This is a genomic window from Bradyrhizobium sp. USDA3010, from assembly GCF_056429065.1.
Map to the genome: position 1 here is coordinate 363,743 of NZ_JBWJZD010000002.1, position 12,551 is coordinate 376,293.

Here is a 12,551-nt window from a genome sequence, read left to right on the forward strand (position 1 = left end):
CTCCACATCGGCCATCTACAGATGCGGCACCACCTCGACGCTTGCCTTGAGGAGCGCTGAAGCCGGCGAGCTGTTCATCAGCTCGGAGGAAAATCGCGTCTCGAAATAGTCGCCACCGGGAAAGCCCTTGTTCGGGCTGTAGGCGGTGCTGGTCTCATTATCAGCCCAATACTTGCCACGGTTGGGGCTGATGAGCATCTTCTGAGGGCGCATCGGCCCCGGCGAACCATAGTTGATCCGGCACACGTGATCTTGCAGCACGACGGCGACCCATCCCATCCGAGCGCGATCCACTGTGCCTGCGTCACGAGACTTTTGGTAGACGCGTGGGAAGAGGCGGGTTAAAGCCGCATGACATCCCTTTGCATCCCGTGAATCTCCCTCGTGAGTGACAGGCAGAACAGTTTCCTCGCTCAGGCGCTGCAACAAGGCGCATCCGCGTTGCGGGCGCGGCAGTTTGCTGAGGCAGAGCAGATCGCGACAAGCATCCTGAAATCAAACCGCAAGGACAGACACGCGGCGCTTCTCCTGGCGCATGCCCTGATGGGGCAAAAGCGGGGAGGCGAGGCGATTGCACCGCTCGAGCGGCTTGCACGCCGCGGCGACGATGGCGAGGTCGAGACCTTGCTTGGCGCATTGTTGTGCGGTGCAGGGCGCACCACGGACGGCCTCGCACAGCTTCGGCGCACGGCGGCACGCCGCCCACCATATCTCCCTTCCTTTCAGGAACTCGCCGGGCAGCTTGCCAAGGCCGGTCAATACGACGAGGCGATCAGCACGGTCGAGGCCGGCCTCGCGCTTGCCCCCGGCAGCGTCGATCTGAGGCTCGATCTCGGGCGGCTGTTGCATGATACCAATGACTTCGCGCGGGCTGCGAGTGTCCTGACCGCCGCACGTGATGCTGCGCCGGGACGCCCGGACATTCTTAACCAGCTCGGGCGGGTCCTGATCCTTCATGGCGACTACGCCGCAGCCGCGGACGCTTTCCGCCGCGTACTCGCGCTCTATCCGGACGATCGCTCGACCCGCGCCTACCTCGCCACATCCTTGTTCGAGCAGGGTGAGCGCGACGCCGCCGAAGCGGCGCTGCGCTCCATCATTCGTGGTCAGCCCCAGCTGCTGGGTCGCGCGGCATTCGTCATGGCCGCGGCATCGCATGGTCGCTTCTTCTTCTCCCAGCGCGACGTTGCGAAATTCCTCGGCGGGGAGTGAGGCCGGACGCACTGGACGAGATCTCGTCGCGCCTCACGCCCTGAAGTTTCTCCGGTAGAGGTTGGGCTGCCGCCTGAGCTCATTCCGGAACTGGCCGACGCGCTTGGCTTCTTCCGCGGTGAAGGAGGATGCCTGCGCAGTCCAGTCGTCTCGCTTGACCGGAATGCATTGCGCGATCGGAGTCCCCTTGGGGAGGACGCCTCTGAAATTCCGGTCGTGCCAGTATGCCGGGAAATGCACCCAATTGTCGGTATAGAGGTCCGAATTGACCAGGCCGCTGAGCGTGGTGAACGGCAGGTCGAAGCGGTTGACGGGATGGGTGAAGTAGGTCGCGTAGCCTTCGGGCGCCTCGACGGTCCACAGATTGTGGAATTTGAGAAAGAAGCGGCCCGCTTCGAACAATGGCGTGCCGCTGACCTGACCCGGATCGTGAAAGCCGATCGGCGAACGCGGAAATTCGGGTGTGCCTCCCGGCGGCAGGTCGTGATCCCAGGAGATTTCGCCGTTCTCGACTCTGAGATCGCAGACCAGTGGCAGCAGGAACCCGCAGGTCATCGCGTCCACGAAGGGCGGGCAGCGCTTGATGGTGTCCTCATCGTGCAGGTTGATCGAAGAGAAGGCCGTCGCAGGCATTGTCTTGAGCCAATCGGGAACGCCCTGCGCCGCCGGGATGGGGGCCGGAATTAGTCCCTCAAGCTCCTTCGGACAGCGAAATTTGAGCGTCAGTTTGCTGTTGGTGGACATTGGGCGCTCCGATGTCGTGATGACCTACATGAATGCGTTGCAAAGGTGAAGCTCACGATCAGGCGCAAGATCGGCAGATTGCAAGAGCGGTCGGCAGGCTCCATCAATTGCGCACAAGATAGAGCGGCGTTCTCAGCGTCAGCTGATAGGATGGCTTCGGCACCCAGATGATTTGGGCCGTGACCCCGAACAGTCGATTGTCGTTGTCATCCATCCGGTCGAGGTCAAGTCGGAGGATGGGCTCGGTGAAGGACTGGATTGGCGTGAAATTCAGGAGCTGCGCGCCGCCGAAATGCTGTACTCCGACCCGGCCGGTGAATTTCCAGTTGCTCGGCCACTGATAATAGCCGCCGACATAGCCGATGATATTTGGATGGATCCGTGCGAGATCGGTCGCTACCTCGACGCGGGTGTCCTGGATGCCCGCCAGCATTCCGCGCGTTCCGTCCTTGTCGAAGGCATAGTCGAACTCGAGAATGTTGTTGAAGGTCGTCGTCCCAGTCGGCCCGTTCGGGATCGCCTGGGTGATTGTCGATTGCCAGGTGATGGTCGGGATTGAGCCGCCGTTCTGGCTGTAGAGGTCCGCCTGAAAGCCGACGTTCCAGCTGGTGACGTCGAAGGGCGTCCACCCCTGCGCGGGGCCATAGGTCGTGGTGCCGGAAATGCCGGCATACAGCGAGACCGCCTCGGTGACATCTACCGTCAATGGAAGATCGACGGCGAGGGATTGCCGGGACGGCAAGGAGACGCTGGTCGGAAGCGAGCTGCCGTTCGCGAGCGCAAGCGACTGCAGCGCGCTAAACAGAGCCGGGCTGCCGAAACCGACCGGCAGAGCGCCGGCCGGCACCGTTGCGTAGCTTGTCCGCAAATCGAGATAGATATTTGGCGGAGCCCCTGCTGGGTTCGGAGCGCCGCTGTCGTCGTCGCGATCTTTACCGAACGCTGGTCCGGCCAAGCATGAGCCGATGAAACAGGCCAGCACAAGGCCCGGTAACGACGGAAAATCGCCAAAAGAGGTTGTCAGAATGCGCGGAGAAACTGGCACGACCTTTAGGCTCCTCTCTTGACCCGGCGAGCCGCTAGCTCACGAGATACTTCGCCACCGCCGGCTCGTTCCATTCGATGCCGAGCCCGGGACCGCGGGCGGTCACCGCGCCGTCTATGATCTCGGCGGGCCTTGCGAGGATCGCGCCTGCGAAGTCGAGGAACTCGAGCCAGTGCGCGGTCGGCGTCACCGCGAGCAGATGCGCGCTGACTTCCGCGAACAGATGGCTCGACATCGGGATCGACGCCGCATCGGCCTGTCCCGCGACCTGCATCCAGCCGGTGACGCCACCCACCTTCATCACGTCGGGCATGATGAAGTCGGATGCGCCGGCCGCGATCGCCTCGGCGAAGCCGCGCGGGAACCACCAGTTCTCGCCGGCCTGGATCGGTGTCGGCGAGGTCTCGCGGACCTTGGCGTGGCCGGACAGGCTCTCCTGCGGCACCGGCTCCTCGATCCAGTGCAGGTCGTAGGGCGCAAGCCGGGCGATGCGACGGGTGGCTTCCGCCGGATCGAGCGACTGGTTGAAATCGATCATCAGCGCGACGTTGGGGCCGAGCAGGGCGCGCACGCCCTTCACGACGCGCTCGTCATTGGCGGCATCGCCGTCGCCGCCCTTGATCTTGATGCCCTTGAAGCCTTGGTCGAGCGAGCGGCGCAGCGTGCGCTCGTCCGCAACGGGATCGACCGCGCCGTAGCTGTCATAGGCCTTGATCGGCTTCGCCGAGCCGCCGAGCAGCTCGACCAGCGGCCGACCGGTGAGTTGGCCGAGCACATCCCAATAGGCCATGTCGAGACCGGACACGGCCATCCCGACCAGACCCTGCGCGCCGAGCAGCCGGAACTTGGCGTCCATCGCCTTCATCAGATCGAACGGGGCGATCGGCCTGCCGATCAGCTCGCGACCGATCTCTTCGATCAGATAGCAGAGAGGGTTAAGTGTGAGCTTGCTGTAGGCGAAGATGTAGGTTCGGCCGGTAACGCCTTGATCGGTTTCGACATCGATCAGCACCAGCGGACCGGTATCGATCACGCCAAACGCCGTCTTCACAGGACGCTTGAGCGGCACCACGACGCTTCGTGCCTTCACTCCGCGAATCGCTGCAACTGTCTGGCTCATCGGTGTTTCCTTAAGGCGGTTTCCACTTCTTGTTATTGGACACTGTACCATCGCAAGAGCCGCGGCGCGGCCCAATCGGTCGCGACCTGCTCGATCAGATAGCGGCCCGGATATTCGGCGAGGAAGGCGATGCGCTGGGTCTGGCCCGGTTCGACCGCGAGCGTGTCGAGCCAGAACGGCTTCCAGCCGTCGTCGAGCCGGTCGAGCAGACGGAAGTGATGGCCGTGCAGGTGAAAGACGCTGGCGATCGTGGCCTGGTTGGTCAGGGCCAGCGCGACGGTTCGGCCTGCCCTGGCCTGAAAGGCCGGAGCCGCTGACGGCTTGAAATCGGCCGGGCGGACCCACTCGGTGGGCGCGCCGAGCGCCAGATCGAATCGCATCGCGCTCTTGAGGTCGAGCTGGGCCGGCATGTCGTTGCCCGGCAGCGGTGGCGCCGGCGGGAACGGCGCCGTTCGGATCGGCGGCTCGTTCGAGACGGCGAGCTTGCCGACGGGACGGGCTTGCTTGCCGTCGTGCAGCAGGATCGGGAAGCTCGTTCCGCCCGAACCGGCCGCATCGACGAAGACGTCCGTGCGGCTTCCGGGAGCCAGGACCAGCGCGCCGTTGCGGGCCGGGAACGGTTCGGCCGGCTGGCCGTCGATCGCCATCACCCGGACGTCGAGGTTGTCCAGCTTGACCGCCAGCACACTGCGTTGGCTGCCATTGATAAAGCGGAGTCTGAGGCGGGCATTGGCCGGTGCCGAGATGTCGTATGAGGTTTTGCCGTTAATTGTATGAATTTGTATCGAATCTTTGGGATCGTTCCCAGGCGGGATCGCGGTTCCATCGGGCTGCAGACGCCACTCCTCGATCAGCAAGACCTCGTCGCGATCGACCGCGACCGGCGAGGTGCCGGTCACGATCAGCGGGCGCGGCCGTGCCGGCGCCGTGCTGTCCCCGAACAGCGGCTCGCACAGGAAGGTGCCGGCATGCCGAAGCGGCAGCTGAAACGTATCCTTTGCCCCCGTGGCAAGGGGCGCCCGCGAGGCCAGCGGCTCCGCGGCCGGGACGCCATCGAGCCCGCGGCAATCGAGCGCGGCCGCAACCGGCAGCTCGTTGCCGAACGTCACGTCGAGGACCTCGCCCCGCTTGAAGCGGAGATCGCTGCTGCCGAGCGACCAGACCGGGGTCTCCGGTCCGTCGGGACGGAGCAAGATGCGGTCAATCTTGGCCTGCAGCGCAACCGCCGTCCGGCCCTGCGCCGAGCCGGCGGTCGGCCAAGCGGGGCAAAGCGCTGCGGCGCCCAGGCCGGCGATCAGGTCGCGCCGGGTGAGGGAAAATTCGGGACTTGCTAGGGGGCTTGCCATCCGGCCGATGCGGACCATTTTCAAGTGTACCTGTCCAGTCGCGATCGGTCGCAGGGCGGGCTCTCCAGCGGCCATTTTTTTGCTGCGAACCGGTGGGCGCATGTTATAAGCCCGGCCGCCCGCGGCATCGCGGCCGGACTGGATGCTTTTCGCGCGGGCGTGGCGGAACTGGTAGACGCGCTGGATTTAGGTTCCAGTGACGAAAGTTGTGGGGGTTCGAGTCCCTCCGCCCGCACCAAGCGCTTACAGCGTTTGCATGACGATTCCTTGGAGAACCTTGGGCCCCGAAGGGGACGAGGGTTCGCCGAACCCACAGACGTTAGGCCGCAAGGCTCACCGTCGAACAGATTGACACTGCCACGGCCGCTCGGGCCGCGGCAAAAGCGGAAGAAGATTGATACCATGCAGGTCACCGAGACCCTCAACGAGGGACTGAAGCACGAATTCAAGATCAGCGTTCCGGCATCCGATCTCGATGCCAAGGCGGGCGCCAGGCTGGTCGACCTCAAGGACAAGGTCCGTCTCAACGGCTTCCGTCCCGGCAAGGTGCCGGTGGCGCACCTGAAGAAGATCTACGGCCGCTCTGTCATGGCCGAGACCATCGACCAGACCATCAGCGACACCAACCGGCAGATTTTCGAAGATCGCGGCTTCCGCCTCGCCGGCGAGCCGAAGATCACGATGCCGACCGAGAAGGACCAGGTCGAGGAATTGCTGTCGGGCAAGACCGACCTGACCTACACCGTCGCGATCGAGGTCGTGCCGCAGATCCAGCTCGCCGATTTCAAGTCGTTCTCGGTCGAGAAGCCGGTGGTCGATGTTTCCGACGCCGACGTCGACGATGCCATCAAGCGCATCGCCGAAGGCAGCCGCCCGTACAGCGCAAAGACCGAGGGTGCGGCGGAGAAGGGCGACCGCGTCACCATCAGCTTCAAGGGCACCATCAACGGTGAAGCCTTCGAGGGCGGCACCGGCGAGGGTATCCAGGTCGTGATCGGCACCGGCCAGTTCATTCCGGGCTTCGAGGAGCAGCTGATCGGCATCGGCACGGGCGAGACCCGCACGCTGAAGGTTGGTTTCCCGAAGAACTACCTCAACGACAAGCTCGCCGGACAGCCGGCCGAGTTCGAGACCACCGCGACGCTGATCGAGGCGCCCGGTGAGACTACGATCGACGACGAGTTCGCCAAGACGCTCGGCCTCGAGTCGCTCGACAAGCTGAAGGAAGCCGCGCGCGAGCGCCTGACCGCCGAGTTCGCCGGTGCGACCCGCCAGAAGGTCAAGCGCGCGCTGCTCGACCGGCTCGACGAGAGCCACAAATTCGAGGCGCCGCCGTCGCTTGTCGCCGAAGAGTTCAACCTGATGTGGAACTCGATCAAGGCCGAGATGGATTCCTCCGGCAAGACCTTCGCCGACGAGAACACCACCGAGGATGCGGCCAAGGAAGAGTACCAGAAGATCGCCGACCGCCGCGTCCGCCTCGGCCTCGTGCTCTCGGAGATCGGCGAGAAGAACAAGATCACCGTGACCGACGACGAGGTCTCGCGCGCCGTGATCGAGCGCGCGCGCCAGATGCCGGGCCGCGAGAAGGAAGTCTGGGATTACTACCGCAGCAACGCCCAGGCGCTGGCCCAGCTCCGCGCTCCGATCTACGAGGACAAGGTCGTCGACTTCGTCCTGGAGCTCGCCAACGTGACCGAGAAGAAGGTCTCCAAGGATGAGCTGTTCAAGGATGAAGACGCCGAGCAAACTGCCGCTTAATTGCGGCACCTCGCGTTAATGATGAACCGCGAAAGCAGGCCTGGCGAGGTTCCCCTCGCTAGGCGCGCGGACGCGAATCGGCTTGAACTTCTGCGTCCTGCCCAGGTGGCTAGTACAGCCAGTGCCGGTCTTGTCGGCCGGAAATTGGCCTATATCTGGGTTAAGCCTTAACGTTCTGCATCACCCCTAACCCTTGGGTTCTTTCATGCGCGATCCCGTTGAAACCTACATGAACCTCGTGCCGATGGTCGTCGAGCAGACCAATCGCGGCGAACGCGCCTACGACATTTTCTCGCGCCTGCTGAAAGAGCGCATCATCTTCGTCACCGGTCCGGTGGAAGACGGCATGGCGACGCTGACCGTCGCGCAGCTGTTGTTCCTCGAGGCCGAGAATCCGAAAAAGGAAATCTCGATGTACATCAACTCGCCGGGTGGCGTGGTGACGTCGGGCCTTGCGATCTACGACACGATGCAGTTCATCCGTCCGCCGGTGTCGACGCTATGCACGGGGCAGGCGGCCTCGATGGGCTCGCTGCTGCTCGCAGCCGGCGAGAAGGACATGCGCTTCACGCTGCCGAACTCCCGCATCATGGTGCACCAGCCGTCCGGCGGCTTCCAGGGCCAGGCGACCGACATCATGCTGCACGCGCAGGAGATCCTGAATCTCAAGAAGCGCCTCAACGAGATCTACGTGAAGCACACCGGCCAGACCTACAAGGCGATCGAGGACGCGCTCGAGCGCGACAAGTTCCTCACCGCCGAGGACGCCAAGGCGTTCGGTCTCGTCGACAAGGTCATCGACAAGCGGCCGGAAGACCCGTCGGCGGCCAAGGCGGCCTAACAAGGCTGCCTGATCTGGACAGGCGACCCGAGGCGTCGGTGTGATCTCCACATTGGCGCCTCACATAGTCGGCAAAGCAGGACGGCGGAGTACCTCGCAAGCGCATATGCGGGGGCAGAAAGTTCCGCTTTCGTGCTCATGGCTCGGCGTGGTAATCCCGCAACGTTCCGTGGATTTCGAAGCGTATTCCACGTGCGATCGTGGAAAATCACGGTATTGTCACGGTCTTGAGCCTGCCCCCCGATTAGCGAATTCTTGATAGTCGGGTGCCAGCATGGTTGGCTGTAATGCATCGGCTATGATCGCGGAGATTCGAATAAACCGTGATCCACACGGTCAGTATTGCGTAGGGTCTTTTTTGGTACGGAATTTGCTCTATCTACCCAATACTCCGGTTTTGTGCCGGATTGGGTCGATCTGGCAAACGAGGTCGAACGGCGGACGGAGATAATGAATGAGTAAGGTCGGCACGAGCGACGCCAAGAACACGCTATATTGCTCGTTCTGCGGCAAGAGCCAGCATGAAGTTCGCAAGCTGATTGCCGGACCGACTGTCTTCATTTGTGACGAGTGTGTCGAACTCTGCATGGACATCATTCGCGAGGAGAACAAGTCCTCGCTGGTGAAGTCGCGCGACGGCATCCCGACACCGAAGGAAATCTGCAAGGTACTGGACGACTACGTGATCGGTCAGAGCCATGCCAAGAAGGTGCTCTCGGTCGCCGTCCACAATCACTACAAGCGGCTTAACCATCAGACCAAGCACAACGACGTCGAGCTGGCGAAGTCGAACATCCTGCTGATCGGTCCGACCGGTTCGGGCAAGACGCTGCTCGCGCAGACGCTGGCCCGCATCCTCGACGTGCCGTTCACCATGGCTGACGCGACGACGCTGACCGAAGCCGGCTATGTCGGCGAGGACGTCGAGAACATCATCCTGAAGCTGCTGCAGGCCGCAGACTACAATGTCGAACGCGCGCAGCGCGGCATCGTCTATATCGACGAAATCGACAAGATCAGCCGCAAGTCGGACAATCCCTCGATCACCCGCGACGTGTCGGGCGAGGGCGTCCAGCAGGCGCTGCTGAAGATCATGGAAGGTACGGTGGCCTCGGTCCCGCCGCAGGGCGGCCGCAAGCATCCGCAGCAGGAGTTCCTGCAGGTGGATACCACCAACATCCTGTTCATCTGCGGCGGTGCGTTCTCGGGCCTCGAGAAGATCATCTCCGCGCGCGGTCGTTCGACCTCGATCGGCTTCGCGGCGCAGGTGCTGGCGCCGGAGGATCGCCGTACCGGCGAGATCTTCCGTCACGTCGAGCCGGAGGATCTGCTGAAGTATGGCCTGATCCCGGAATTCGTCGGCCGTCTGCCCGTCGTGGCGACGCTGGAGGACCTCGACGAGGCCTCGCTGAAGAAGATCCTGACCGATCCGAAGAACGCGCTGGTGAAACAGTACCAGCGGCTGTTCGAGATGGAGAACATCGAGCTGACCTTCGCCGACGAGGCGCTTGGCGCGGTCGCCCGCAAGGCGATCGAACGCAAGACCGGCGCACGCGGCCTGCGGTCGATCCTGGAGAGCATCCTGCTCGAGACCATGTTCGACCTCCCGGGCCTCGAAGGTGTCGAGGAAGTCGTAATCTCGCGCGAGGTCGTCGAGGGCACGGCGCGTCCGCTCTACATCTACGCGGATCGTTCCGATCGCGCCGTCGAGAGCAGCGCGAGCGCCTAAGGCGCAACTTTCTGTCGTCGCAATTCATGCGGCTGCCGGGCGATCCGGCGGCCGTTGCGGCGCAGCGGCAGGCCATTTTCGCGTCGCAGTAAATGCCTGTTTAGCCTACATTTCCCGGCACTTCTCAGACTTGACACCCCCCTGCCTGATAGCCACCTAATGCTATCGGTGAGGGATCTCATGCGTTGAGATTCGTCGCTTTACGATGCGGAATATGCGGCTGCTGACGGCAATCTGATTCCGTATCACCAAGGCACCTTGTGGCGGTTGCGCAAGCAGGCGGACTGCGAGCAAGGGGGCAAAACAAAAGGATAAGGCCATGATGACTTCAAAACCCCGGCCAACGATCGTCCACGGCGAAAGCCATTCCTATCCGGTGCTGCCGCTCCGCGACATCGTCGTCTTCCCGCACATGATTGTGCCGCTCTTCGTCGGCCGCGAGAAATCGATCCGCGCGCTCGAAGAGGTGATGAAGAACGACGCGTTGATCATGCTCGCGACGCAGAAGAACGCGTCCGATGACGATCCGGCTCCCGATTCAATTTACGAGACCGGTACGCTCGCCAGCGTGCTGCAGCTCCTAAAACTGCCCGACGGCACCGTCAAGGTACTGGTCGAGGGCCTCGAACGCGCGCGTGTCGAGAAGTATTCCGACCGCAGCGAGTACTACGAGGCGACCGCGGTCGCGCTCGCCGACACTGACGCCAACTCGGTCGAAGCCGAGGCCTTGGCGCGTTCGGTCGTGTCCGACTTCGAAAGCTATGTGAAGCTGAACAAGAAGATCTCCGCCGAAGTCGTCGGCGTGGTTCAAGCGATCAACGATTTCGCCAAGCTCGGCGACACCGTTGCCTCGCATCTCGCGGTCAAGATTGCCGATCGGCAGGCGATCCTGGAGACGTTGTCCGTCACCCAGCGCCTGGAGAAGGTGCTGGGCCTGATGGAGAGCGAGATCTCGGTGTTGCAGGTCGAGAAGCGCATCCGCTCGCGCGTCAAGCGCCAGATGGAGAAGACCCAGCGCGAGTATTACCTGAACGAGCAGATGAAGGCGATCCAGAAGGAGCTCGGCGACGACGAAGGTCGCGACGAGCTGGCCGATCTGGAGGAGAAGATCTCCAAGACCAAGCTTTCCAAGGAAGCGCGCGAGAAGGCCCAGCACGAGCTGAAGAAGCTGCGCCAGATGTCGCCGATGTCCGCGGAAGCGACCGTCGTGCGCAACTACCTGGATTGGCTGCTGTCGATCCCGTGGGGCAAGAAGTCCAAGGTCAAGAAGGACCTCGAGGCCGCGCAGGCGGTGCTGGACTCCGATCACTACGGGCTCGAGAAGGTCAAGGACCGTATCGTCGAGTATCTCGCGGTGCAGTCGCGCGCCAACAAGCTGACCGGACCGATTCTGTGCCTGGTCGGGCCTCCCGGCGTCGGCAAGACCTCGCTCGGCAAGTCGATCGCGAAGGCGACCGGCCGTGAGTTCGTGCGCGTGTCGCTCGGCGGCGTGCGTGACGAGGCCGAGATCCGCGGTCACCGCCGCACCTATATCGGCTCGATGCCCGGCAAGATCATCCAGTCGATGCGGAAGGCGAAGACCTCGAACCCGCTGTTCCTGCTGGACGAGATCGACAAGATGGGCGCCGATTTCCGCGGCGATCCGTCGTCGGCGCTGCTTGAGGTCCTGGACCCCGAGCAGAACTCGACCTTCAACGACCATTACCTGGAGGTCGACTACGACCTGTCCAACGTGATGTTCATCACGACCGCGAATACGCTGAATATTCCGGGCCCGCTGATGGACCGCATGGAGATCATCCGGATCGCCGGCTACACCGAGAACGAGAAGGTCGAGATCGCGCGCAAGCATCTGATCCCGAGCGCGCTCTCCAAGCACGGTCTGGACTCCAAGGAATGGTCGATCGATGACGCGGCCTTGCTCTTGATGATCCGCCGCTACACCCGCGAAGCGGGCGTGCGTAACCTGGAGCGCGAGCTCTCCACACTCGCCCGCAAGGCGGTGAAGGAGCTGATGATCTCCAAGAAGAAGTCGGTGAAGGTCACCGAGGCGAACATCGAAGAGTTCCTCGGCGTGCCGAAGTATCGCTTCGGCGAGATCGACGACGAGGATCAGGTCGGTATCGTCACCGGTCTGGCGTGGACCGATGTCGGCGGCGAGCTGTTGACCATCGAAGGCGTCATGATGCCCGGCAAGGGCAAGATGACCGTCACGGGCAATCTGCGCGACGTGATGAAGGAGTCGATCTCGGCGGCGGCGTCTTACGTCCGCTCGCGCGCGATCGTCTACGGCATCGAACCGCCGATGTTCGACCGCCGCGACATCCACGTTCACGTGCCGGAGGGCGCAACGCCGAAGGACGGTCCGTCCGCCGGCGTGGCGATGGCCACCGCGATCATCTCGGTCATGACCGGCATTCCGGTGCGCCACGATGTCGCGATGACCGGCGAGATCACGCTGCGCGGCCGCGTGCTGCCGATCGGCGGTCTGAAGGAGAAGCTGCTGGCTGCCGCGCGCGGTGGCATCAAGACGGTGCTGATCCCCGAGGACAACGCCAAGGATCTCACGGAGATTTCCGATGCGATCAAGGGCGGCATGGAGATCATCCCGGTCTCGCGGCTGGATGAGGTCGTCGCCAAGGCGCTGACCCGGGTGCCTGTGCCGATCGTCTGGGAAGAGGAGACCAGCAAGGTCGACGTCAAGCCCGACGCTTCGGATGAGGCGTCCGGCGGCCTGACGGCGCACTGAAGCG

10 protein-coding genes and 1 tRNA gene are annotated in these 12,551 nt (G+C 63.2%); 6 read left to right on the forward strand and 5 right to left on the reverse strand.

The window, feature by feature from the left end; genetic code table 11:
- Window positions 1-15: 15 nt before the first annotated feature.
- Entirely contained in the window at window positions 16-279 is a 264-nt protein-coding gene (locus AC066Y_RS04770; protein ID WP_478272872.1) for a hypothetical protein, read from the reverse strand.
- A 105-nt stretch (window positions 280-384) separates the two neighbouring features.
- On the opposite strand from AC066Y_RS04770, the gene AC066Y_RS04775 reads away from it, so the two are divergent.
- A complete protein-coding gene (locus tag AC066Y_RS04775; RefSeq protein WP_478272873.1) occupies window positions 385-1,212 on the forward strand; it encodes a tetratricopeptide repeat protein in 828 nt (275 codons plus the stop codon).
- Window positions 1,213-1,245: 33 nt separating this feature from the next.
- On the opposite strand, the gene AC066Y_RS04780 is transcribed toward AC066Y_RS04775, so the two are convergent.
- The 4 genes from AC066Y_RS04780 to AC066Y_RS04795 all read right to left on the reverse strand — a co-directional run bounded on the left by AC066Y_RS04780 (window position 1,246) and on the right by AC066Y_RS04795 (window position 5,485).
- On the reverse strand, window positions 1,246-1,956 hold the full coding sequence (locus AC066Y_RS04780) for a hypothetical protein (protein WP_478272874.1): 711 nt from the start codon (window positions 1,954-1,956) through the stop codon (window positions 1,246-1,248).
- Between the two features lie 103 nt (window positions 1,957-2,059).
- Window positions 2,060-2,803: a hypothetical protein gene (locus tag AC066Y_RS04785; RefSeq protein WP_478272875.1), complete on the reverse strand. Its 744-nt coding sequence runs from the start codon at window positions 2,801-2,803 to the stop codon at window positions 2,060-2,062.
- Between the two features lie 232 nt (window positions 2,804-3,035).
- Window positions 3,036-4,121 (reverse strand): enolase C-terminal domain-like protein, encoded by a 1,086-nt coding sequence (locus AC066Y_RS04790; RefSeq protein WP_478272876.1) that lies wholly within the window; start codon window positions 4,119-4,121, stop codon window positions 3,036-3,038.
- Window positions 4,122-4,153: 32 nt separating this feature from the next.
- Window positions 4,154-5,485, reverse strand: a complete 1,332-nt coding sequence (locus AC066Y_RS04795) for a multicopper oxidase family protein (RefSeq protein ID WP_478272988.1) — start codon at window positions 5,483-5,485, stop codon at window positions 4,154-4,156.
- Window positions 5,486-5,620: 135 nt separating this feature from the next.
- Between AC066Y_RS04795 and AC066Y_RS04800 the strand changes: the two genes are divergently transcribed.
- The 5 genes from AC066Y_RS04800 (at window position 5,621) to lon (ending at window position 12,547) form a co-directional block, all read left to right on the forward strand.
- Window positions 5,621-5,705: transfer RNA gene (locus AC066Y_RS04800), tRNA-Leu, on the forward strand.
- Between the two features lie 164 nt (window positions 5,706-5,869).
- Complete coding sequence (tig, locus tag AC066Y_RS04805; protein WP_478272877.1) at window positions 5,870-7,228, forward strand: trigger factor; 1,359 nt, start codon at window positions 5,870-5,872, stop codon at window positions 7,226-7,228.
- A 205-nt stretch (window positions 7,229-7,433) separates the two neighbouring features.
- Window positions 7,434-8,069, forward strand: a complete 636-nt coding sequence (locus AC066Y_RS04810) for an ATP-dependent Clp protease proteolytic subunit (RefSeq protein ID WP_092114669.1) — start codon at window positions 7,434-7,436, stop codon at window positions 8,067-8,069.
- Between the two features lie 454 nt (window positions 8,070-8,523).
- Window positions 8,524-9,798 carry an ATP-dependent Clp protease ATP-binding subunit ClpX gene (gene clpX, locus AC066Y_RS04815; RefSeq protein ID WP_024583449.1) on the forward strand — a complete coding sequence of 425 codons (1,275 nt, stop codon included), beginning with the start codon at window positions 8,524-8,526 and terminating at the stop codon, window positions 9,796-9,798.
- A 319-nt stretch (window positions 9,799-10,117) separates the two neighbouring features.
- A complete protein-coding gene (lon, locus tag AC066Y_RS04820; RefSeq protein WP_478272878.1) occupies window positions 10,118-12,547 on the forward strand; it encodes an endopeptidase La in 2,430 nt (809 codons plus the stop codon).
- The last annotated feature ends 4 nt before the right edge of the window (window positions 12,548-12,551 follow it).